At 57.4% G+C, this 22,846-nt stretch carries 16 protein-coding genes and 5 pseudogenes; 14 read left to right on the top strand and 7 right to left on the bottom strand.

What is annotated here, in order from left to right; genetic code table 11:
• Positions 1-137 precede the first annotated feature (137 nt).
• Positions 138-326 (bottom strand): annotated as a pseudogene (locus NKJ46_RS22980) (IS110 family transposase); the annotation flags it as partial.
• 151 nt (positions 327-477) lie between these two features.
• Here NKJ46_RS22980 and NKJ46_RS22975 point away from each other — a divergent pair.
• A pseudogene (locus tag NKJ46_RS22975) lies at positions 478-1,434 on the top strand (IS110 family RNA-guided transposase).
• Positions 1,435-1,702: 268 nt separating this feature from the next.
• Complete coding sequence (locus NKJ46_RS22970; protein WP_352667864.1) at positions 1,703-1,906, top strand: helix-turn-helix domain-containing protein; 204 nt, start codon at positions 1,703-1,705, stop codon at positions 1,904-1,906.
• A gap of 67 nt (positions 1,907-1,973) precedes the next feature.
• On the opposite strand, the gene NKJ46_RS22965 is transcribed toward NKJ46_RS22970, so the two are convergent.
• Complete coding sequence (locus NKJ46_RS22965) at positions 1,974-2,315, bottom strand: MFS transporter (RefSeq protein ID WP_352667840.1); 342 nt, start codon at positions 2,313-2,315, stop codon at positions 1,974-1,976.
• Between the two features lie 701 nt (positions 2,316-3,016).
• Here NKJ46_RS22965 and NKJ46_RS22960 point away from each other — a divergent pair.
• The 6 genes and pseudogenes from NKJ46_RS22960 to NKJ46_RS22935 all read left to right on the top strand — a co-directional run.
• Positions 3,017-3,270, top strand: a pseudogene (locus NKJ46_RS22960) (acyl-homoserine-lactone synthase); the annotation flags it as partial.
• A gap of 327 nt (positions 3,271-3,597) precedes the next feature.
• Complete coding sequence (locus NKJ46_RS22955; protein ID WP_352667838.1) at positions 3,598-3,759, top strand: hypothetical protein; 162 nt, start codon at positions 3,598-3,600, stop codon at positions 3,757-3,759.
• A gap of 21 nt (positions 3,760-3,780) precedes the next feature.
• A pseudogene (locus tag NKJ46_RS22950) lies at positions 3,781-3,957 on the top strand (DNA -binding domain-containing protein); the annotation flags it as partial.
• A gap of 968 nt (positions 3,958-4,925) precedes the next feature.
• Entirely contained in the window at positions 4,926-6,506 is a 1,581-nt protein-coding gene (locus NKJ46_RS22945; protein WP_352667836.1) for a carbamoyltransferase C-terminal domain-containing protein, read from the top strand.
• A gap of 194 nt (positions 6,507-6,700) precedes the next feature.
• Positions 6,701-7,462 carry an SDR family NAD(P)-dependent oxidoreductase gene (locus tag NKJ46_RS22940; RefSeq protein ID WP_352667835.1) on the top strand — a complete coding sequence of 254 codons (762 nt, stop codon included), beginning with the start codon at positions 6,701-6,703 and terminating at the stop codon, positions 7,460-7,462.
• Positions 7,463-7,675: 213 nt separating this feature from the next.
• On the top strand, positions 7,676-7,915 hold the full coding sequence (locus NKJ46_RS22935; protein WP_352667833.1) for an SDR family NAD(P)-dependent oxidoreductase: 240 nt from the start codon (positions 7,676-7,678) through the stop codon (positions 7,913-7,915).
• 101 nt (positions 7,916-8,016) lie between these two features.
• On the opposite strand, the pseudogene NKJ46_RS34825 reads toward NKJ46_RS22935, so the two are convergent.
• A pseudogene (locus NKJ46_RS34825) lies at positions 8,017-8,139 on the bottom strand (adenosine kinase); the annotation flags it as partial.
• A 615-nt stretch (positions 8,140-8,754) separates the two neighbouring features.
• On the opposite strand from NKJ46_RS34825, the gene NKJ46_RS22930 reads away from it, so the two are divergent.
• The 3 genes from NKJ46_RS22930 to dddP all read left to right on the top strand — a co-directional run bounded on the left by NKJ46_RS22930 (position 8,755) and on the right by dddP (position 13,618).
• The gene (locus NKJ46_RS22930) at positions 8,755-10,200 is read left to right on the top strand and encodes an amidase (RefSeq protein WP_352667832.1); all 1,446 of its coding nucleotides are present in this window, start codon (positions 8,755-8,757) and stop codon (positions 10,198-10,200) included.
• Between the two features lie 611 nt (positions 10,201-10,811).
• Entirely contained in the window at positions 10,812-11,885 is a 1,074-nt protein-coding gene (locus tag NKJ46_RS22925) for an isopenicillin N synthase family dioxygenase (RefSeq protein WP_352667830.1), read from the top strand.
• Positions 11,886-12,286: 401 nt separating this feature from the next.
• Positions 12,287-13,618 carry a dimethylsulfonioproprionate lyase DddP gene (gene dddP / locus NKJ46_RS22920; protein ID WP_352667829.1) on the top strand — a complete coding sequence of 444 codons (1,332 nt, stop codon included), beginning with the start codon at positions 12,287-12,289 and terminating at the stop codon, positions 13,616-13,618.
• Between the two features lie 120 nt (positions 13,619-13,738).
• Here dddP and NKJ46_RS22915 read toward each other — a convergent pair whose 3' ends face one another.
• Positions 13,739-14,506 (bottom strand): hypothetical protein, encoded by a 768-nt coding sequence (locus tag NKJ46_RS22915; protein WP_352667827.1) that lies wholly within the window; start codon positions 14,504-14,506, stop codon positions 13,739-13,741.
• A gap of 626 nt (positions 14,507-15,132) precedes the next feature.
• On the opposite strand from NKJ46_RS22915, the gene NKJ46_RS34820 reads away from it, so the two are divergent.
• The 3 genes from NKJ46_RS34820 (at position 15,133) to NKJ46_RS22900 (ending at position 19,655) form a co-directional block, all read left to right on the top strand.
• Complete coding sequence (locus NKJ46_RS34820) at positions 15,133-15,324, top strand: hypothetical protein (RefSeq protein ID WP_502903441.1); 192 nt, start codon at positions 15,133-15,135, stop codon at positions 15,322-15,324.
• A gap of 796 nt (positions 15,325-16,120) precedes the next feature.
• On the top strand, positions 16,121-18,760 hold the full coding sequence (locus NKJ46_RS22905; protein ID WP_352667825.1) for an AMP-binding protein: 2,640 nt from the start codon (positions 16,121-16,123) through the stop codon (positions 18,758-18,760).
• A gap of 52 nt (positions 18,761-18,812) precedes the next feature.
• Positions 18,813-19,655 (top strand): aspartyl/asparaginyl beta-hydroxylase domain-containing protein, encoded by an 843-nt coding sequence (locus NKJ46_RS22900; RefSeq protein ID WP_352667823.1) that lies wholly within the window; start codon positions 18,813-18,815, stop codon positions 19,653-19,655.
• A gap of 183 nt (positions 19,656-19,838) precedes the next feature.
• Here NKJ46_RS22900 and NKJ46_RS22895 read toward each other — a convergent pair whose 3' ends face one another.
• From NKJ46_RS22895 to NKJ46_RS22885, 3 genes are all read right to left on the bottom strand, one after another.
• Positions 19,839-21,221 (bottom strand): serine hydrolase domain-containing protein, encoded by a 1,383-nt coding sequence (locus NKJ46_RS22895; protein WP_352667822.1) that lies wholly within the window; start codon positions 21,219-21,221, stop codon positions 19,839-19,841.
• On the bottom strand, positions 21,191-22,174 hold the full coding sequence (locus NKJ46_RS22890; protein ID WP_352667821.1) for an ABC transporter substrate-binding protein: 984 nt from the start codon (positions 22,172-22,174) through the stop codon (positions 21,191-21,193). The genes NKJ46_RS22895 and NKJ46_RS22890 overlap by 31 nt, the downstream gene beginning before the upstream one ends.
• A 351-nt stretch (positions 22,175-22,525) precedes the next feature.
• The gene (locus NKJ46_RS22885) at positions 22,526-22,660 is read right to left on the bottom strand and encodes a hypothetical protein (RefSeq protein ID WP_352667820.1); all 135 of its coding nucleotides are present in this window, start codon (positions 22,658-22,660) and stop codon (positions 22,526-22,528) included.
• Positions 22,661-22,846 lie beyond the last annotated feature (186 nt).

Raw genomic sequence — 22,846 nt, 5'->3', positions numbered from 1 at the left:
CGAGCCTACCAAGAAATTCTGCAGCCACGGCAGTCAAATCGCTGGAAGGAGAACCCGAAGAAGCAACAGCCGCATTGTCACCTGTTCGCATCATCGCATTGGGCAAGAATGCGCTGCACCTCCCTCGTGACAAAGCTTCGTTTCCAGCGCAGGTCGTCGGCTGCGGCTTCGCGGGCCCGGACCAGATCGCGGACAGCCTCTTGGACCACGTCGGGCGCCCACACACCGATCAGTTCGCCCGCCCGATGCAGTCGCGCCAGGGTGACCGGGTCCCGCCGGCTGGTCTTGACGCGCTCGCCCGCCCGCTTCGGGATCAGGGGCTGTGCCCATCCGAGATGGAGTATTCGGCTTCAGCCTTGTCTTCGGGCGACGACCCATGGTGGATAGGTGGAAGGTGCTGCGCTTCGAGCTGATGGTTAAACGTGGTCTGCATGCCCGCAGCCACAAGCATCAGGGAGAAGCGCAGCACTATGCCGAATTGACGTCGCGGTGAAAGAGACCGCGATCTCTGCCGGGAGATGAAGGTGGAGAGCCATCCCGAGGATCTTGTGCGGGTGCTCTCGGATCCCGCCTGGACCTCTGATCGGATCGGGCTCGAAGCCGGGCCATTGTCGCAATGGCTGTTCAGCCGCTTGACCGAAGCCGGCCTGCCGGTGGTATGCATCGAAAACCGCCACAGCAAGGCCTTCCTGGAGGCGCAGCTGAACAAATCCGACCGCATTGACGCCCGTAGCATTGCCCAGCTGATGCGGGTCAATCCGTTTCGCCCGGTCCATATTAAGACACTGACAAGCCAGAAGCGCCGGGCCCGGCTGATGGCGCGCAAACTCTTGCAGGATAAGGCGATCGCCACCGAAAACGACATCCGCGGGCTGTTGCGCAACTTCGGTCTCAAGGTTGGGATGGTCGGCCGTCAAGTTCGAGCACCCCATCCGCGAGCTCACCGATTCTGCCCGAACCGCTGCTCGAGGCGCGCAGCAGGCTTCGCGAGAAGTTTGCCGCGCTTCACCGCAAGCTGCTTGCCATCGCCCGCGATGATGCAGTCTGCCGGCGGCTGACGACGATACCTGGCGTCGGTCCGGTGGTGGCGCTGGCCTATACGGCGACCATCGACATTCCGGCCCGCTTCCGCAATTCGAAGGCGGACGGCCCGCTCTTGGGACTACGCTGGGCGAAAGCCGCCGCATCGGCCGGATCCCGCTGCGGCGACGGCATGATGCGAAAGCTACTTTACGAAGCCGCGCAGACGCTGCTAGCGCGTGACGAAATGGGTCGTGGCTGAGCGAGTGGGCGATGAATGTGGCCAGGCGGCGCGGCCGAGAGAAGGCAATTGTCGCATTGGCTCGCCGGCTGGCAGTGATCATGCATCGCATGTGGCGCGACGGCACAGAGTTCCGCTGGACGCGACAAGACATCATGCCGAAGGCCGCCTGATCGTGCGCTCGATCATTGCATCCTGCCGGCGCGCACGGTGGCCCGTCAAGGGCAAGGCGCGGCGCGCTGACCTTTCTGTTACGCGATCGCTACCGGGACGTTGGGCGACCCGGATGCGCTCGACAACGCCCGCGGTTTGCTGAATGTTCAAAAGCAAGTAAGAAATATTCGCTCAGGGCCATGAGCAGATATTGCGGTGCATGGCGAGCTGCTTTCATATTTATGCGCGCCGCAAGCTCTCGGCTAATCGGATCATCAACGGGATACAATTGACGCTCGCGAATACGAGTGCCTGCAGTGGGCTGCGAAAGGCAAGTCTCCGTGGGCAATCGGCCGCATCCTCGGAATTGTACGGCGAATAGCCTCCTTTCATCTCGACAATGTCCGCGAGAAGCTCGAGGTGGAAACAATCAACCGAGCGATCGCGATGCTGGCCGTCGGATCATTCGCGTCACTGACATTTCGCAGTTAGCAGTGCAGCCGCACAGGGTGTCTTAGCGAGACTGTTCGCCTAGCCGTGAAACGCAGACCATGCGCGCTTAGCGCGGCAGAGATGAAGCCTGGACCTTCCACTTTTTACGCCACAAGGCGGTGAGAGGAGCGACGAGGCCAAGCGTGGTGAGCGCGAACGCTGGCGACAGGCCCAAAGGCGGCCATGATGATCCCCCCAAGCGGCCGGACCGATACTGCTTGAACCCGACGATGAGGAGCGTCACGGCCGCCGGCAAGTGGCGGCGCTCTAGAATATCGCCGATTGAGGCTCGCCAGGCCGGACGCTCAGCGCGATCGCAACCGTCGAGAAAGCTGCGTGCGAGAATCATCCAGGGATTGGTGATGCCCAATACCATAAGGCTCACCAGCATCGCGGGGGCGACCATCATCAGGGATTCGATACGATCATGACCATCCAGCGGCTGAAGTTGTCATGGCGAGCTGCTTTCACATTTATGCTCGCCGCCAGCTCTCGGCCGATTAGATCGTCAACGGGATACAATTGGCACCTCGCGAATTCGAGTGCCTGCAGGCTGCGAAGCGCAAGTCTGCGCGATTGGCCGCATCCTCGCTATCGTCCGCCGCAACGCCGCCTTCCGCCTCGACAATGTCCGCGAAAAGCTCTGAGTGGAAACAACCAGGCAAGCCAACGTGTTGCTGGGCGGCTCGAATTCTCCGTATCACTGACACTTCGCAGTTAGCAGTGCAGCCGCACAGGTCTTAGCGAGGCTGTTCGCCTCCAGCGCTTTCTGCTTATGCGGCGTTCTCCGGGCAGGGGACCTGGTTTCACATGCGTGCCGTGGGCAGCTCGGCGAGGACCGTGTCGTGTGCGGTTCGCCGGCGCATCGCGAATAGGCCTGCAGTGGTTGGCGCGGCAGATCCGCCTGGCAACCGGTGAATTGCGCACAACATTTGGACCCGTCGTTCTCCCGCCGAGAACGCTTGAAGAAAGCTACCGTCAACGCCCTAACCCAGCTTGCGACGGCAATTCTCGGCTGGCCAACCCGCTTTCTACCTGTGCGGCTGCACAGGTAGACGCGGCTTCACGCCTGGTCTCCGATGCAAGGGGCATTCTTGCAAGGAGGCCCACATGATCATGCTGTTTGCACCCGATAGCTACGACGATTTTGCTGACGACCTGCATGCCATGCACCGTCTGCGCCATCGCGTCTTCAAGGAGCGGCTCGACTGGGACGTACGGACCAGCGGCGGGTATGAGACCGACCGTTTCGATGCGCTCAAGCCGCACTATCTGTTGCTGCGCGGCGATGGCGTCGACGCTGCGTACGCCTGTTGCCGTCGACCGGACCGACCATGTTCCGCGATACGTTCCCAGTTTTGCTGAGGGGCAGCCGGCGCATGAAGCTGGTGTTACCGAACCTATATCAGCGCACTTGAGCGCTCGGTTTATGCGGCCAGCATCGACACAGTAGCAAAACCGAGTGTTGGAGGTCGAGCCGGCGGATTTGCTGAAATCTTCCGAATAGATCCGCATACCAGGAGCACCGACCTCGTCGAAATTTGTCCTGTCACCGAATCGCTCAGCGCCGGCGACGATCTATGTAACTCACTGGAGAGCTGGACGACCCACCTGAACCGTCTTTCGGGCGCGACGGTCGAGGCGGAACCCGATCGGCTTGGTGCCGAAGCGGCTCCGGAAAGCTTGGAAATATGGCAAAGGCGCGCGAAATCGAACTCGACCTCGCCGTCAAGCTGGATATTGCCGACGCGATCGAATCTCTGAAAGCGCTGGGATCTTTGGGGGAATCCGTGGTCCGCGAAGCCATTCTCGGAATTTTCGATGGGATGCAGGCATTCTTGACCGCACGTTGAGGGGGAACACTTGTTCTTCGCGCCCTTGACGGCTCGCTCGCCGGAGCCTCGTATCGCGACATTGCCGAAGTGCTGGTCGGCCAGGCGCGTGTCCAGGCCGATTGGGCGGATCTACGAAACTTGCGTGACCGCATCCGTCGCGCCATTCGTCGTGGCAGGGCGCTCATGAACGGCGGCTACACGAGCTTCCTGGGTTGACGAGGTGCTGAATTGCCTGCCACGTCAGCTAGCGAACAATTCCTTGTAGGCGGTCATAATGAGCCAGTTCCCGCGGTCGAGACGGCTTCTGGCCGCCTTTCGCCATGTTCTGGGATCGATGCCCAGGATCAGCTGTGCCATTTCCTCGTAGCTGACACGGCGGCCGCGTCCAGAAACCGGATGTTGACTGTCGTCTTGGGAAGCAGGGTGGCGGTCGTAGTGCCGTCACCTGCGATAATCGCTCGTTTCGAATCGACCTAGCGCAGCTGCGATTGTCGATGAAACGACTTGTCGATGACGAGATAGCGCCCCGTGGGTCCGAGCGCACCTTCACCACGTTGGCGAAGATGTCGACGCCTCGCAGCGGGTGACGGGTCATGCGTCGCAGAGCTAATAGTCGCTGGCGATTCCGGTTTGAGCGAACGAGCGATACTGGTTTCCGCCATGGGACTCTCAGTCCTTTGGTGACGGCACACCGGTGTCGTCCCGCTGTGATCAACACTACCCGTTCTGACCGTCAAACTCCCGCCGGGCTCGCATCTGTCACAGCCCCCGGATAGGCGCTTTGCGGCAGAACCTGTATCGGTCCGGCCCAGTCAACCCGGGCCTCCGATTCACGCAATTGAAAATTGCCAACCGTCATTTCTTCCGCACCATAGATGCGAACACCGCCGCAACGGACAGGCGGAGCCGTAACGAATAGTCACAGAAGAACAATATCTCTTTATAAATACTTTAAAAATCCTTATCGAGTATGCATTTACAAACCTTCCCTGCGGGATAATAAACAGCATTCGGATCTGAGGTGGATGATTGGATAAAACTCAGAAACCAACATCGGCTTCATATTACAAGGGGTGCGAAGAGGTCGCGCCGCTAATGAGGATCGTCATCACCACGAACTAACGCGCCGTTTGCTTGCGTTGTTCCGATGGCGGCTAACGAGGAATTCTCCGGAGTAATAAAACATGCGAATAATGTCGTTCAAACCGGGTCATGATGGCACAATTGCAGCGTTGGATGCATCGGCGGGCGAGCTAATTTATTCATACGAGGCTGAGAAGGATAGCTTTCCGAGATATTCCAATATTAACCCGACGACGGTCCTTGACGCCGCAGGCCGTCTGGACAGCATTCCGGATGTATTTGCTGTTAGTGGATGGCCGAAGTTCCCGGGCCACATCTCAGCTAGTGTGGGCTACTACGGCATAGACAAGCAATCAGAGGTTGTCTGCAAACGCCACATTTTCGGCCGTAAAGTGCATTTCTACTATTCGACGCACGAGCGCTCGCATCTCTGGAGCTCCTACGGAATGTCGCCGTTCCCCGCCGGGACACCCTGTTACGTGCTGATCTGGGAAGGCTGGTGCGGCGATTTCTATGAAATTGATGAGCAGCTGCAGGTGGTACATCAGGGAAAAGTGATGGCGAATCCTGGTGAGAAATATGCTTTCCTTTATGCGCTAGCCGATCCGAAATTCAGTTCTCCCAAAGGACCAACGCGCATAGGCGACGCCGGCAAACTAATGGCCCTTTGTGCTTACGGGGAGACCGGACCGGCTGACCGAGACGAGCAGGCGCTAATCGATTTCCTGCTCCCAAGCGACGTTTACCCCCTTGGCAAGGAGGATTTGCGGAATTCACCCTACTACAATATTGGCGTGACCCATCAGAAGTTCACAAACGTAGCCAGGCGAGTTTCGGACGCCATTTTCGATTCGTTTCACGCCTTTGCGAAAAAGAACCTCACAAAGGGCTACCCTCTGCTGATTTCCGGCGGGTGCGGATTGAATTGCGAATGGAATCGCCGCTGGCTCGAAACGAATCTTTTTTCCGACGTTTTTATTCCGCCATGCGCCAATGATACGGGCTCGGCCATCGGGACCGCCGTCGATGCGATGCGGCATTTCACGGGCAAAGCGAAGATCAAATGGAACGTCTATTCAGGCCAACCTTTCATACTTGATGAGATCGACCGGAGCGAGCTCGAGGTCCATTCACTCGACTACGACCAAGTAGCCTCGGCGCTGCTCAGCGGCAAAGTGATTGGCTGGGTGCAGGGGAACTGCGAAATCGGGCCGCGGGCGCTCGGAAACCGATCAATTCTCGCAGCACCTTTTTCAAAGGCAATCCACGAGCGCCTAAACCGCATTAAGAACCGGGAGGGTTTCCGCCCGATCGCACCGGTTTGCCTGGAGGAGGACGTTGGGCTCCACTTCGACTTAGCACGTCCGTCCCCCTACATGCTTTTTTTCCAGAGGGTTCTCGATAGCCGGTTGGAGGCCGTCACGCATGTGGACGGCACAGCGCGGGCCCAGACAGTTTCGCGGGCGGAGAATACTCGCATGTTTCAGCTGCTTACCTCGTTCAAGGCGAAAAGCGGGGTCGGTGTTCTTTGCAATACATCGCTGAACTTCAACGGTACCGGCTTCATCAATCGTGCAAGCGACTTGCTAGCTTATGCCCGGGCCGCAAGTCTCGACGGGTTCGTGATCAACGATGTTTTTTATCTCCTGAAGGAGGCGCCCGTCGTGGCGTCGACTGGATAGGAAAGGCGGCTCGACGTAGGAGCAAGTATTCCTCTGCCAGCGCTTTGAAATTGTCCACACCTTTCACGCGAGTAAGTTTGTGTGTGGCTCATGTCTGGCGCTGCTGGGCCAGTTGCTGGGCGCGCTAGCGCGCTCGCTATGGGCGCAAACATTCCCTCAGGTTGGTCAAACATGACTTCGAATGGGCAATCACTATGACGCATTCTAGGAAGGTCGTTATTGTTACTGGCGCAACATCGGGGATAGGGGAGGCCGTCGTAAAGGCCTTCGCCGCAACCAAGGCGTCACTCGTATTGGTCGGCCGCGATCGAGAGCGGGGCGCACGAACTCTAGCGTCGGTTCAGAAACTCAATTGTCCGGCCGAATTGCTGCTAGGCGATGTGACTGACTCCGCCTTCGCCGATCAGGTGATTGCTTCAAGCATAGAGTGGTTCGGAAAGGTCAGCGTCTTGGTCAACAGCGCAGGCATCATACGGCGTGGGAGCGCCGTCGAGACCACTGATGATGATTGGCTTCGGACATTCGAGACAAATGTTAATGGCGTGTTCTACTTTAGCCGCGCTGCGGTCAAGGCTATGACGAGAACCGGCGGTGGCAGCATTGTCAACATAGCATCGACTGTTGGGCTGGTTGGCTGCTCCGGGCTTGCCGCCTATTGTGCGTCGAAGGGCGCGGTCGTTCTGCTGACGCGCGCCATGGCCCTTGACCATGCGAACGAGCAAATCAGAATCAATGCGGTCTGCCCTGGCGCCGTTGAGACGCCCATGCTGGTGTCTGCCTATGGTAAGCTGATTAGCTCCGAGGAGATCCTAAAAAAGAATGTTGATTTGATACCCCAGGGTCGCCTGGCCACTCCCAAAGAAATCGCTAGCTTGACGCTGTACCTCGCGAGCGAGGCAGCCAGGCACATCACAGGGGCTGCTCTTCCGATAGATGGCGGCTTCACTGCAGGATAGGAGGAATTTTTGGGTAAGCGGCTATCAAAAGTTGCCGTCGTCACTGGGGGCAATCAAGGTATTAGGGTGGGCAACTGCCGAAAGGGGCGCTGATGAAGGGGCGATGGCTCGTCGGCGACCTGTTGTGGACGAGCGCTCTCCTCCCGTCGACTTCGAGAGGCTCGCGTTCATGTGTCTTGACGTCAGGAATGTGCCGTCGATTCGTGGATTCGTGTGTTTGTTGACGAGGTCCTTGAGAAGTTTGGCAGGATCGATGTACTGGTCAACAATGCTGGCATCATCATGCAGAGGTCCATCGACGAACAGACGGTCGACGATTTGGACCGACTTATAGCGGTCAATCTGCGTGGTCCGTTTGTGATGGCCAAGTATGTGGCTCCAGAAATGAGACGTCTCGGCTTAAGTGACTTGCCAGGAGATGCTGCCGTTGTTCCGTATGTGCTCGGTTGCTGAGGAAAACCATTCCCGCGCACTTTCCTTCCGCAGCCTTCACAAGGGGAGATCGGGGTTCTCCTTGAAGCGTCCGTGTAAAGCAATCCCGCCTGCTCGGCCTCAATGGCCGACTGCTCGGCCTCAATGCGCAGATTCTGCCCCGGCCGCGGGCCGATCGGCTGGATCACCAGCCCGGCGGCCAGCGAGCCGAGCTCGCCGCAATCCTGGAGGCTGCGCCCGGCCGTGTTGGCAATCTTCATGGCACGTGTGGCCCCTTCGCAAAATGCGCCTCGCCACGCTGAACAGTCAATTAGGCGAAAGTGCCGCGTCAGATCGTTTTCCTCTGATTGTCAGATACCGGCCCGCATAGGGGCCCGTCATGACTGAAATTGGACAATTGTTCGGCGCCAGGCGAGAATGCCACTCGCGAATTCGTTGTTTTCGAACGAATCCTTCTGTTGGCATGCCCGATGCATCAACATGTCTGATAGTACGAGCTGGGCCTGTTTCCGATGATTGCAATCACCAAAACGTCGCTTTCCGCCAGGCCGATCCCGCATCCTCACGCCGCCGAGCCGGACCTACTTTCGTTTCAACGCCGAGTCGGGCCATTGCAGCCACTTCAAAATTACCGCTGGCTGATACCCAAGGCGCCTCGTATGCCTCGCCGCTGGCGTCACTTCGATTCCGTGCCTAGGTACTTCCGTTTGCCTCCTCGGCAACTTCGCAACTACTAATCCTCAAGGAGAGGCTGGATGACTGGCAGCATATGGAAGGGCTGCATCCCGCTCTCTTTTGGCACGGCGCAGTCTCAATCTTAAAGCAAACCGCTGCATTCGCACGCTTCTGGGGATATCAAAATGAATCTCAGTGAATACGTACAATACGATGCTACGGGTCTGGCGTCTTTTTTGAAGACCCGGCAGGTGACTTCAGGAGAACTGATACGCTTAGCCCGCGAGGCTCACAATGATGTCAACCCTCGTGTCAACGCGGTTCTTGAATTCTATGAGGACGCTGAAACTGTTCCAGGCGCGGATACAGGTTTTTTTCAAGGCGTGCCGTTCCTTCGCAAGGATCTCGGGCCCACCGAAGCCGGCCGTCTCCAAGAGCAGGGAAGCCGACTTTTCAAGGGCTATCGCGCTCCAAATGACAGCGTCTTTTTTGATCTCGCCCGTAAGGCAGGCCTTCGGACTGTCGGAAGAACGGCTGTACCGGAGTTTGGCGCATGCGGAGCGACCGAAAGTTTTCTGCATGGTTTTACCCGCAACCCCTGGAATTTGAAGCGCACGGCAGGCGGTTCATCCGGGGGCGCTGCAGCGGCGGTGACTGCCGGTATCACTCCGGTGGCACATTGCAACGACGCCGCCGGGTCGCTACGAGTGCCCGCGGCGTGGGGTGGAGTTCTGGGGCTTCTTCCCTCCCGGGGGCGCATCTCCGGCGACAATCGCGACACCTCGAGGAGCCGAGATTTCGTTTACAGTCGAACCGTGCGCGATATGGCTGCAGCGTTGGATGCGTTTTCCGGCCCCCGTGCCGGCGATGAGTTCATAATCGTCCAGCCAACGCGTCCGTATATTGAGGAACTCTCGCAGCGCACAGGTATGCTGCGGGTGGGGGTCGCAAGGACTACGTGGGGCTGGATCCCCGTGGAGCCGGAGATCCTGGAAGTGGTGGATTCGACCGCCTCACTTCTGGAGGAGATGGGTCACCAAGTGACTGAGATCAAGCCACCGTTTGACTTCGATGAGTACATCAAAATGGTTTTCCTCGCCCACGATCTAGGCGCGAGTTCGCGCGAAGCTGAAGCGCGGGCCATGGGCCGCACTATTGGCCCGGATACCTTGGAGCCGATCAATCTGAAATATTACGAACGTGGAAAGCGTTTATTGGCCGATTGTGAACGTGTTCTGTCGATGTCCCGGGAGCTTGAAGAGGCCAGGAAGCAAATGAAGCTGCAGGTGGGGAAGGCGATCGATGCCTTAGACATTCTGTTGACCCCTACCTGTTCAATCCTGCCTCATGCGCATGGCGGCACTTGGGCTCTTACCGATACAACGCTTTCCCTGGAAGAGTGGGTGCGCCGTAGCTACAAGGGCTGCTTCCTGCCCATTTTCAATATCACTGGGCAACCTGCGGTATCCTTGCCCTTGGGCGAAAGTAGCCAAGGGTTGCCGATCGGCATTCAAATCGTCGGCCGCTTTGGAGATGAGTCTACTTTAGTTCGCGTCGCACGCGATCTTGAGGAAGCCAGGCCGTGGAAGGAACGGCGGCCAAAGATTCGAGCAGGAGACAGTCGGTCGTGACTGACAAAAACGTTAATCGATCGAACAGCTCTGGATCAGGAAAACCAGCTTGAGCCAAAGAGCCAACGTGCTCGCAGATGAGATTTGGACCTGATCGGCGGATCACCGTACCGGCCAGCGGCTTCTGGAAACGCCGCAAGCAACGGCCTGACATTAAGACTGCTCTCGATCACATCGAAGGGTTGGAAACTTCTTGCATTACGGGCGGCAACCACAGGAGCTCTTTACCCCCTTTGCCGGCTGCGGTCGATCAAGCGAACTCCGTGCGCAGCGTGATGTCCGCCTTGTCGAAAAATTTTCGCGGACGCAAGGCAAGAAACTCGACTGTGCAGAGGTACGTTATAACTATGCACGAACGTCAACTGTAATATAAGAAAAGTTTAAAATTTCTGCAATAGTAGAAATATAAAGTTCTATTTATCTTAAATGAAGTTTAACTTGCTTATTCGCAACGCCACAGTTACGTTCATTGAGATCAATAGTCGCTGCCGGATTTCGTTAGGTAGCGGCGATTTGTGTGCCGCTTTGCGAACATGCGAGCCGGCAAGAACCAAACTCAGTTGTCAACTACTGGGCCAGGAATTCTGACTCTGAAAAGCGGATGAAGTTCAATGACCAAATCGAAACTGCAGCTCGACGATAGGCTTCGCTCCCACCGTCAGCCTTTCGACAAACTCCCAATCATCGATGTGGGCCCGCTGCTCGATGGAAGCGACGCACGAAGCGTGGCCAAGGAAATTCGATGGGCGCTGACCAATGCCGGTTTCATGTATATCAAGAATCACGGTGTATCTGTGGAATTGGTGGACGAGACCTTTGCACAGGCTCAGGCGTTCTTCAACCTGCCAATCGACGAGAAGATGAAGTTGCACATCAGCAATTCCGGCGTCGCGTTACGCGGTTATATTGAGTTCTTCGGCGAGAACACCGATCCGTGCAAAACCAAGGATTTTAAAGAGTGCTTCGACATCGGCTCCGAGCGGCGGAGTGTCGAAGGGCCGTTCTTTGGGCCCAACCAGTGGCCGGTCACGCTACCCAGTTTCCAAGAGACCGTGTTGGCCTATTACGAAGCAATGAAGGAGCTTTCGAAGAGGATTCTGAGCGGCATAGCACTCAGCCTTGATCTTCCATCAGACTTCTTCGAGCCGCGAATGAAGGATCCAATCACGATCCAACGCTTGCAACACTATCCGCCGCAGACCGGAGTCGTGGACGAGAAGATGATCGGTATCGGCGCGCATACCGATTTTGGCAATGTGGCCATCCTCGCGCAGGATAGCGTCGGCGGGCTTCAGGTGATGAACCGGAATGGTGTTTGGGTCGAGGGGAGGCCGATCCCGGGCACTTTCGTCGTCAACATTGGGGACCTCGTGCAGAAGCTAACCAACGACCTTTATGTGGCCAACCTGCATCGGGTGGTGAACACCTCCGGGCGGGAACGCTATTCGATCCCGTTTTTCATCGACGCCGACCATGACGCTGTTTTCGCGCCCCTGGAGAGCTGCGTCTCAGAGGCGAACCCGGCACGATACAAGCCGATCACTTGCGGAGCCTACAAATTCGGAAAGTATGTCGACACTTTCCCGCATTTGGAAAATGCGAAACCCGTTTGGCACCGCTCCGGTCCTAATGGCCACGACTGGCCCCAAACCAGATCAACCCAATCGAAGCGCGAACTATCATGAAGAGCTCCGCTGACCGGCATGGAGACCTTTCCGACAGCGCCATTGCAAGCCCGGCTGTCTCTGCCCAGGGCCTACCCGTGGTATTGGATGACGCCGGAGTGACAGCGACGACGAACAGCCGGGATTGGCTGTCGCTGGCCTTTCCAGTGGGAGCAAAGTCTTGCCCGCGCCAGCGGGCATAAACCCTTGGATCAGGAATCAATTGAATCGCTTCAGGAGGCTACGATTTGTGGCTATTTTGGAAGTCTCGCCGGTATCGAAGTGACATGGCTATAGCTGCTGGCCAGCAGATTGGTCAGCTGAATTCACATGGCGAGTTTTTTCCGCCTTCGGTAACTTAAAGTTGGCGCGTAATCCTGCCGGCGAACGGTCGGCGTTCATGCAATTGGGAAACCTTCAAAGTGTCCTCTTTTTCTATCGTGAACCGAAAAATTGATCCGACACGAGGGGCGAGTGCTCTGAAGCCGGACGGAAGTATCGATAACAATGATCGAGTGGAGATCGGTCCGACCGATATCGCGTTTGCCGAGTGGTCCGCGCTGGGTCTGACGCCGCCGAATCTGGAGCGGATGCGGAAAACGCGGCTCGGCCGCATCATTCAGCAGCTACGTCAGCGGGACTACGCCAGCGTACTGTGCTTCGATCCGCTGAATATTCGATATGCGACTGATTCCTCGAATATGCAAATCTGGACCATGCACAATCCGTCTCGAGCCGTTTTCGTATCGGCGGACGGGTATGTCGTTCTCTGGGACTTTCACCGCTGCAGTCACCTGTCGAGCTACTTCCCGCTCATCAATGAGATCCGGGAAGGCGGGGCGGGCTTTTTCTACTTCGCCGCCGGCGACAAGGGAGAGGCCATCGCAAAGGAGTTCGCTGGACAGGTTGACGAACTGATGCGCCGCTTTGGCGGCAAAAATCGTCGTCTTGCCGTCGACAGGATTGAAATTTCGGGCATACGCGCGCTGGACGCCCTCGGGATTGAAGTCTGCAATGGTATCCAGCTTATGGAACACGCTAGAGCGATCAAGGGGATCGATGAAATCAATGCGATGCGATGCTCGCTAGCTACTTGCGAAGTCGCGGTTACCAAGATGCGAGAGCAGCTCCGGCCAGGGATAGCCGAAACCGAACTGTGGTCGGTTCTTCATGCTGAGAACATCGCCCGCGGCGGCGAATGGATCGAGACGCGGCTTCTAACGTCCGGCCCTCGTACAAATCCGTGGATGCAGGAAGCCGGGCCACGTCGCGTTGCCTCAGGAGATCTTGTCGCCTTCGATACCGACATGGTCGGGCCTTACGGCATGTGCGCCGATTTCTCCCGAACCTGGTACTGTGGCGACGGCCGGCCGAGTGACGAACAGCGAAGGCTGCATGCTATAGCCTATGAGCACGTGACGACAAACATGGCCCTGCTTAAGCCCGGCGTCTCGTTCACCGAACTTACGCAATGGGGTCACAAGCTCCCCCAGGAATTTGTAGACCAGCGCTACAGTATTATGATGCACGGCATCGGCCTTTGCGACGAATATCCGGCCATCCGGTATCCGGAAGATTTCATCCCGGGAGCATTCGACTATGTGCTCGAGCCGGGAATGACGCTTTGCGTTGAGGCGTACATCGGCGCCCTGGGGGGGCATGAGGGCGTGAAGCTTGAAGAGCAGGTCCTTATCACCGAGAACGGCGTAGAAAATCTTACCAGATGTCCATTTGATGCTGCTTTTAATGAGTAGAGTTTAAACGCTGTTTTTGCAACGCAGATAAGAATGATATCGCACTGGCGTCTGGCGGCGCTGAAGAGGCGGGGAATCTCGTCAAACACACAATATAACCGAGCGTCAAAACTGGCTAAACTAGTATACTCTGGCTTCAAAGAAAATGACCGATACGACAAGTTCACGTGAGCCCGCGATGGCACCGCGACCTCGGAAAATCCTTGCCAGCAGACCTCTTCCGGTCCGCCGGATCGGCTGTCTCCCTCCTCTGGCATCATGGAGCGCCAAAACGACGCCTGTCGGGATTTCACCAGTCGTGACCAGTCGCCATAGTGCTATCAACAGTTTGCGCCCCAGTGCCACGATCATTGTCTTGCGCGTGCCGCCGCGACCATCGGCGGTGCGCGCCGTAAACCATTGGGCAATGGCGCTGTCCTTTTGGTATTGTAGAAAGCGCCACCCCAGCAGGATCATGCCGTGGCGAACGCGCGCATTGCCGGCCCGTGCGAGCCCTTTCTCGCGCCGGCGTTTGCCGCGCCCGGTGAGACCCGCGTCCCGGGCTTGCTCTTCGATCGCGTAAGTCGCGCGACAAAATCTCATGGACCAGCATGTCTGCCGTCTCGACGCCAATCCCGATGACCCGCGCGAGGAGACGAACCATCGCATGCGCCCCTTGCTCCGCCGCAGGTACCGTGGAAGCGGGGCGCAAGCGCTCGCGTTCGATCTCGCGGATCTGTTCGTGTAGCAGCCGCATTCGGTATAGTTGCGGCTCAGTTCGGCGCGCGTGTTCTCTGGCACCAAAGTGCCTTCCACGGTGCGCAGAGATTCCAGCTGCTTGGCATTGCGCAAAATAGGTTTGAAGGCGCGAATGCCAAAGCGGGCGAGGATTGCCTTGATGCGGTTCACAATCTGCGTTCGCTCGCACTAGGCTGTCCCGCTCGCGGTTCGGCCGCCGTGCGTCCTCCTCATCGACTGTGGGAATCTCCGCCATACTGCAGTGGCGCCACTCGCCGCGCAACCAGCCGAGAAAGGCGCGCATCAAAAGCTCGGTGTCGAGGCGATCGGTCTTGGCGCGCCGGTGTTCGCGCGACACTGCGACGCTCGAGGGATGGGTCACATGAGCCTCGACGGCCCGGCCCTGCAGCCAGCGCGCCAGCCAGAAGTCGTCGCGTCCAGCCTCGTAGGCAACCGTGATCCGCTTAATCAGTTGTCCTGACTGCTCGGCTTCGTTTGCGCCAGCAATGCAACAGCTTCAGCTGTATCTGCGGATCAGGATCAAGTCTCTTGAGCGTTCGGCGCTCAAGTCCTGGAACAATCGCTGCGACCAGCCACTTCGATTGGCTCATCTCGACCACAACAACCAACGTCGTACCTTGGTCGAAGGGGCGAGGGACCGGGTCGCGTCAAATGCTTCCGACATGGGGGCGCTCCTTTGGTAGGTTCGACAGCGCCAAAGGATGCCACACCCTCGCCGCTCCCGCGTAGCAGCTACAGCGCTATTAACGGCGCGCTCGCGAGCGGCTTCGCGCAAGGTGAAGATTACCGATCGGCGCGCGGCCGACGACTCCGCCCGCTGCATGCGCGACCTCGTCGACATTACCCCCCCAAGCCGAACGCGTCAGGATGGTGCTCGACAATCTGTCGACCCGCACGCCAACTGCCTCAACATGGTCGAGATCGAAATCGGCGTTCTGGGCGGCCGGTGCCTCGATCGTCGGATTTGAAAGCTACGATCGCCTCGTTCCAGAGACTGCTGCCTGGGAGCACCTGCGGAACACCAGTGGCGTCCCTTCAAGTGGATGTTCTCAACCGAACAGGCGCGCGCCTCAAATTGGCAAACGCGTACCCAAAGCCAACGGCTAAAGAATCATAAGGTCCGTGCAGAGGCCGAGCCGAAATACGATCAACGCGGTTTTTCGTGCCGCGCAGCAAGCTGGCGCAAGGGCCATCTTATCTAGGATGCGGGGACTTCGTAAGCCACGAATTTCGAGCTCGACGACTTATTGGCGGGGCGAAACATCTTCGGCTCTTTCTTTTGCATATTCGCACGGAGGCTCGGGAAACCAGAGCCAAACTCCCGCGCGCTCCCGCAGGCAGCCTCCTGAATTGTGATGCCATCAGGCGGTCCAGTCCGTGATCCGGCGGCATAGGCGTGACTTCTCCTGAGACGGCTGCTGGCTGCGTGGGTTCGCATAGCGAATCTGATAAAGCGATCTCCAGATACATCGCGAAGTATCCCATTGTCGGAAGACGTCGGGTAACCGACAACTGCTGTCGGATCTATCGGCCACGACACGACAGCGTTCGGGCTGTTCCCGCCGTAAACCATTGAACTAGGCGGATACATTTTTTCGGCTCTCTCAGGCTTATTTGGCACGATTGTTGAAGGTCCCATGTCGTGATGCTGAGCGAAAAATGAGATTGGCCGCCCTCTCGCGGCCTTGACTTCGACCAGACCTCGTCACCGAGCAAAGCTCCCAAGTTGATACCTGAAAGCCTCAGGGCTGAACGGAAATTGTAATGGAGACGCACACGATGCAAAGCCTGATCCCGACCCTATCCGGTCCGAGCCGGTCGTCACGCTTTGGTCAGGACAAATTGCCAGATATTATCGCTAGGACTTTGGACAAATTTCCATCGAACATTGCCGTGCGTACGAATGAGCGCGGCGACGTAAGCTATCGGGAGTTGGGGACGTCCGCGTCAAGTCTTATTGGGCGGTTCGAAGCCATCGGCATCCGCCCTGGCGATGCGGTAGTAGTCAACCTCCCGCGATCGGTTGATCTTGTCACCGTCATTCTTGCTACCCAAATGCTGGGTGTTGCCTACGTGCCTGTTGATCCATCGGATTCCAACGCCCGGTTGGACCACATAATCCGCAATACGAACGCCAAAGCGACCGTTAGTTCGGATCCAAGTGGTTTGATGCGCGTTGAGGGCATTCCGATGGGCGAGGGCATCAACTCGGGCTTCTCAGACATAGCATACATCATGCACACCTCCGGGAGCACTGGAATCCCGAAAGGGGTGCCGGTTTCCCACGGAGCTCTTCTAAATTTGGTCGACTGGTACATCGACATGGTCGACTTCTCGGAGTGCACCAGCATCTCGCAGCTTACACGGCCAGCATTCGATGTCTCGATTCCGGAGTTCTTCGTACCATTCGCGACCGGCGGCACAATCGTTTTACCTACCACGCAACTAAATGCGCAGATCGTTCAAACAATCGAATTCCTAGTTCAAAGCCGTACGAACGTCATTCAGATGGTTCCAACGTTGCTGCGACGCTTCCTTGGAACTCTCGAACGGCTCCCTTATTTAGCGCAACGGTTAGTCGATCTAAAGTTCATTGTTTGCAATGGCGAATCCCTGCCCGATTCTGTTCGGCGGCGATTTTACAAGGTGCTTCCCAGCGCGACGCTAATAAACAGCTACGGCCCAACCGAGTGCTGTGTTGCCGTGAGCTATCACTATTGCCGTCGTGGTGATGCAGACCTGCCGATGTTTATCGGAAAACCAGCGCTCAACGTTGATTTCTATGTTCTTGACGAAAACAAAGCCAACGTTGGTTTTGACGTTGAGGGCGAGCTCTGGGTGGGAGGCGTGCAGGCGTCCCAACGCTACGTTGCGGATGAAGCGCAGTCGAAACTTCGCTTCGTGCCATTCTCGACTGCTAACGGCAAAGAAATTCTGTACCGCACGGGAGACTATGTCGTGGCGTCCGTAGATAGCGGATTGCGATTTATTGGAAGAAACGACGATCAGATCAAGTATCGAGGAACCCGGCTGGAAAAAGGGGAGATTACCAGCGCTATCGACGGGACAGGCCTATGCATCGACTCAGCGGTGGTCGTAGTGGATAAAGGCGACGATCAGGGCCAGGATCTGGTCTGCATGGTGACGCCTGCGGACGCCGACGTGATGAAAGTTCATCGGCGACTGACGGATGTCCTGCCGGATGATCGTGTTCCGAGGCTTGTCGTGCCTCTAGCCGGGTTCCCTTTTACCGCCAATGGAAAACTCAATCAGCGCGCTCTTCAGAAAATTGCCAAGGAGGCGCTCCGGGGTAACATCAAACCTACCACACCGCAGACTGAACAGTCGGCTGGATCACCGTTGGATCACTTGCTGCGAGCGGTACACGCCGCCAAGGGAATATGGGTCTTTCCCGACATAATGGCTCGAGAGTGCGAGATAGATTCATTGAACTTCCTCGACATCCAACTCGAGTTGGCCGAGGCAAACCTCATGTTTGGCGAGGACGTCTATCAAGAGCAAGATCTGTCGCTCAGGGAGTGGTCAACGCGAATTCAATCCGTAGATCGCAGCGAATCTCATGCGAGCACTACAGGCAAGGGCGGACAGCAGGCCGAACTTAAGGACGAGTTGGAACAAATAGTCGAATACATTGAAAATCAGGACCCGAGCGTGGTCGTACTGCATTCATCGCTTGCAGCTTTAAGAAATGTGACTGCCAAGGAGGCGGCGACCATCCTTCTTGAAGGGATAGAGCGCATCTCCGCATCGTCTACCGTTATTCTCCCAGCGTTCACTTTGAGCTACTGCACTACGCAGCGTTTTCATTGGAAGCAAACCAAATCAGAAGCAGGGGTGTTGGCAGATCTCCTGATGCGAGAACTTCCTGCTGGGCGCACCAAACATCCCGCTTACTCAATGGTCGTGACCGGCCCGAGAACGCAGGAATTGTGTGAAGCCGACTGGTGGAAATGTAGTCCGTTCGGTGACGACTCGATTTTTGGATTGATCAGCCAGCTTGGAGGCTTTGTCATGGGCCTAGGTACCCCGGTCGCTACCCATGTGCACCGCTGCGAATTGTTGGCGCATGTGCCGTACATGAAGACGACCGACATCGACGGTATCGTTGATTTCGGGACCGGGCCGCTGAACGTCTCATCATCGATCTATGTTCGCGATGTTGTGGGAAGGCCCGAGTATAGGTTTCTTGCGCGTGACGTCGCTCGCGACGATCATGAATTGAAGGACGTCAGGCGTGACTTCGAGCTGGGTGGAACCTACGCAAGGCTCGTCAGCGTGAAAGACATGGAGTCCATATTGGTTCGCGCCATGCAGAATGAGCCATATGGCTTCCTTAAGGAAGAGGCCAGGAACGAGGCACAACGCGCATATCCCATAGGATAAGTCGCACAGAGGCTGCCTGATTTTCGAAGTGAGCAAATTCGGAGGCTAGATAATGACAACGCAGCTATTGGGTGTGGTCCAGCTTGACCAAAGGCGACTGGCAGATGATTTGGCCGTCTTGGCGAAGTCCAAGTTCTCGACCGAATATTCGGATTTCGCGTGCGGGCGGTGGGAATTCTGCATGCTCCGCAATCGGTCGGGGAAGCAGGAGGAGGAGAGAGTGGTCGTCCACGAGAGCCCAGCAGTGGCAACACCTCTCGGCCAATCCTTGCCCTATCTCAATGAATTGTTAGAAAATCACTTTGATAGGGACTCTATACGTTACGCGCGGACCATCCGCATATCAGAAAATGCTTGTATAATTCCTCACCGCGATTACTTAGAACTAGACGGGAAGTTTATTAGATTGCACTTAGTTATAGACACTAATGAGAGGTGTGCAAATACAGAGGAGAATAATATATTCCACATGAGACTAGGTGAGATCTGGTTCCTTGATGCAAGCCTGTCGCACAGCGCGGGATGTTTCTCACCAACACCACGATTACATCTTGTGGTCGACATCGAGGGGACTCGCCCTCTGGACGAGGTTGCAAGAAATGTCGAAGAGCCATTGGCAAGAAATGCCAGGGTCGACATCCGCAAGGAGTGGACCAATGAAGCGCTCGCATCCATTCTGGGATTATCTGAGATTATCAGTGAGGCCAATTATCGAGAGATCGTCGCGATTCTTGCGAAGCTTCACTTTTTCCACAAGGTCCACTGCGAGGATATGTATGGCTGGTTGAAGGAAATCTGCCGGCGTCGTGGCGACCCGACGCTCATAGAAAAAGCCAACTCGCTCGAGCGATTTTATCTCATTGATCGTGCTGCTGGCGAGGTCATGAAATATTGATCGGGTGTGATTAAGTAGTTCATCATAGGCCAATAGTTCGCTTTCCCGCGACCTGCAAAGATGCACTTCTGTTCGTCGATGTTGTGCGCTTCTCAAAAGCAATGGCCTCTTTGAACCTTGAACCTGAACGGTCGAGATGTGATGTCTGGCTCGCAGTAGGGGGCGCCGAGGCGTGCCCAGGGTTCACTTGCGTAGTGCGGCCCGGTGGGCGATGCGCATCCAACGGATCTCGCCATTCGTATCGCGCAAGAAGTTTCCGATCTGCTCCGCGCGCTTGCCTGGCTGGATAAGCATCGTGTCCCGACCAGCCGGCTGGACCTCCAGACCGCACCGCGAAATGGGAGGCGGATTCATACCGTCGAGCCACTCCTCGTCCGTTAGATCGAGCACGAGCCGCTCTCCCTCGCGGCGCAGCACGCGACGTTCTAGGCGGGCCTCGTAGGTCCCCAGCCAGGAGTCCGCATCGGAGTCCGTCTGAGCTTGAGGCTCGGGCGAGGCGAGGTCGAAGTAGGTCCGCATCGCCCACTTCAAGAGCCGCCGGGCTGTGATCCACCCGTTGCTGCCGTTGGTCAGCACGGTCAAGGCAAACCGCCGTGACGGGATCATCGCGAGAAGGCAGGGTTGGCCGTTGGCCCCACCGCTGTGGCTTACGACACGTTCTCCGGTGGTGTCGTCAAGCCACCAGCCCAAGCCGATCGCGGGGGTGTCGCTCGAGGGACCGGCCGGCTCGAAGGCGGCCAACCGCATGGCGTCGCTGAGCACCGCCGCCCCCTCCAACTGGAACTGCGCGTAGCGCATAAGGTGGTCGGCGCTTGCAATCAGGCCGCCAATGGGATTGCCGCAGCGGGGCATCGCCCACGGCCGTGCGATCACTGTCTGCCCCTCGAACTCGGCATGTCCTACGGCGAAGTTGCGATGGATCAGATCATGCGCGAAGAAGCAGGTGCCGTCGATACCGAGAGGTGTGAGCAGGGCTTCGGCGAGCACGTCTTCAAAGGGTCGACCGTGCAGCACCTCAAGGATCCGCCCGAGAACGTAAAAGGCAGCATTGTTGTACGACCACATCCGACCCAGTGGCGTCACCTGGACCAGCTTGCGCATCCGCGCGACCATGGCGGCCAGCGCGTCATCGCCCCAGCCGGGGTCCTCGTAAAAGTCTCCCTCCCAACCGCAGCTGTGGGTCAAGCAATCGCGGATGGTCACGGCAGCTGAAACATCTGCGTCTGCGACGGTGAACTGCGGCAGGTGGGCGCGGACCGGGTCGTTCAAGCTGAGTCGCCCCTGCTCTACGAGCTGCAAGACGGCAGTGGCGGTGAACGTTTTGGTGATTGACGCGATCTGGAACAACGTGTCGCCGCCGACTGGCTGCGGATGCAACACGTTCGTTACACCCAGGCCAGCGGTCGCGGCGCAGCCGTCATGGTAGACACCGAGTGCGATTCCCGGAACTCCATCGCGCTGCATTTCCCCACGTGCCTGGTCCAGCAGTGCCGGGTCGACGCGATGAGACGGCAACAAAGGGGCTTTGAGATCCGTCATTGGATTGTTGGGCGTCTGGATCGGCACACTAACTCTCCTTGAAACATATGTGCGAGGCATGTTGGATTTCCTTCCTTCGCCTTGCCCAGGTCGTACGAGTAGTCAGATACGGAGCTCAGTGCCGCGGCGACCTCCTTCTGACTCCCGAGTTGGAGCAGCATCGTCGGCGGAATTAAGGTGTTCACCGGCTGGGCATAACCACCGTACGCGCTGATCAGCACCGGTTTGGCCAACGGATAGGCGACCGCGCGGCGCAGGTGCACATCATCCCACCGATCAACAAGCGTGTTCATCGTGAACTGCGCTTGATTCGCCACTCCTGGTGCGGTTTTGAGATTGATGCCGGACGTCGCGGCGAACGAACGCCTGTCCGAAGGGAAGGCAACATCTATCTCACCGGCGCGGAATGCGAGGGCCTCGCTGCTCTCACTGGAGAAGAACTTCCAAGAAATGCTCTGGATCGGGACGAGGCCCCTCCAGTAGTGCGGGTTGACTGTCAGCTCCGCGCCGCTGGTTGGGTTGAAACTGCTGAGCTGCCACGGTCCGGTGCCGACAACACCGGTCTCGGGCTGCCCGAACGAGGCCTCATGTTGCTCATAGAACGCCTTCTCGAACATGCCGAGCTGCGGCCCCGCGGGCGCTACTGCCCAAGCTGCGTCCGGCTCGCTGAGCGAGATCTGCACCGTGTACCGGTCGATAGCGGTGATATCCTTAAGGGTTGCCGGGAAGTTGTACGCGTTGGTGGACCCGGGCTCCCGATAGAAGTTCAACGAGAAAGCCACGTCGGCGGCCGTCAGCTCGTTGCCACTGGAAAACCGGACGTCCTTTGGCAGTCTGTAGACGTATGTCGTCGGGTTTGGCTGCCTCCAAGATTCAGCCAGCCAGGACCCCACCTTCCCGTCTTTTGTCAGGATGAGCAGTGGCTTGAGAATGAGGTTCCCCAACCCCCAATATTCGGCATTACTCCTGACGTAGTTCAAGGTCGAGACCGAGCCGAACCAACGCGCAGTGGCGCGGCCGTCTGGCTTTTGCGCGCGCGCTGTAGCAGTGCCAGGGAGGGCAAACGCGCAACGATGCCGAGATAGATCGATGTGCGGAGAGACGTCATCACGGTTCCAACTCCTGTGCGAGCTAGTGTGAAATGCGTGGTTGATCGAATCACTTAGCATCGAAAAAGTCAAGCGAGTGTAGATTGGATACAAAGTCAATTTTGAGGGAGCCGGTCCATCGTTGGCCAGCAGCCGAAAGATCCCGAAAGGGTGCTGTGCGGCGTCTTTTGGCTCACCCGGACGGAATCGCTCTGCCGTGACCAGTTCCGCTTGCGTAGTCGTTTAATCCTGGCGCCAGATGAATATGCGGAACAGAGAACCAACGCCGGTGACGACCTCCTTATCGGAGGCGGCGAGCGCCGGCGGACCGCACCAAGCTTTTAGCCGCTCGATCTCGACAACCCTCAGGGCGCGCATTGTTGCTGCCTCCTTCTACCCTGATACAGCGCATCGAGAATCCGGCCTGAAGCGGCCGAGCAGCTATGCCGGAGAATAGACTCCATGGCCCAGGGCGCCGCAGATTGCCAACAGGACAGCGTTGGGCGAGCCGGCGGTGTCGGACAGGCTTGGGCCACGCCCTGCTATACAGCATGACCACTGAAG

Source organism: Mesorhizobium sp. M0166 (genome assembly GCF_040322255.1).
Taxonomy (GTDB): Bacteria; Pseudomonadota; Alphaproteobacteria; order Rhizobiales; family Rhizobiaceae; genus Mesorhizobium.
The sequence above is the reverse complement of the archived record's forward strand: the minus strand, read 5'-3'. Positions and strand labels throughout refer to the sequence as shown.

Bases quoted from the DNA above. Each gene is read 5' to 3' on its own strand.
- NKJ46_RS22945 (WP_352667836.1), top strand. From the start codon at position 4,926: ATGCGAATAATGTCGTTCAAACCGGGTCATGATGGCACAATTGCAGCG.
- NKJ46_RS22905 (WP_352667825.1), top strand. From the start codon at position 16,121: ATGGAGACGCACACGATGCAAAGCCTGATCCCGACCCTATCCGGTCCG.
- NKJ46_RS22925 (WP_352667830.1), top strand. From the start codon at position 10,812: ATGACCAAATCGAAACTGCAGCTCGACGATAGGCTTCGCTCCCACCGT.
- NKJ46_RS22965 (WP_352667840.1), bottom strand. From the start codon at position 2,315: ATGATGGTCGCCCCCGCGATGCTGGTGAGCCTTATGGTATTGGGCATC.
- NKJ46_RS22885 (WP_352667820.1), bottom strand. From the start codon at position 22,660: ATGCGCGCCCTGAGGGTTGTCGAGATCGAGCGGCTAAAAGCTTGGTGC.
- NKJ46_RS22900 (WP_352667823.1), top strand. From the start codon at position 18,813: ATGACAACGCAGCTATTGGGTGTGGTCCAGCTTGACCAAAGGCGACTG.
- NKJ46_RS22930 (WP_352667832.1), top strand. From the start codon at position 8,755: ATGAATCTCAGTGAATACGTACAATACGATGCTACGGGTCTGGCGTCT.
- NKJ46_RS22955 (WP_352667838.1), top strand. From the start codon at position 3,598: ATGGCAAAGGCGCGCGAAATCGAACTCGACCTCGCCGTCAAGCTGGAT.
- NKJ46_RS22940 (WP_352667835.1), top strand. From the start codon at position 6,701: ATGACGCATTCTAGGAAGGTCGTTATTGTTACTGGCGCAACATCGGGG.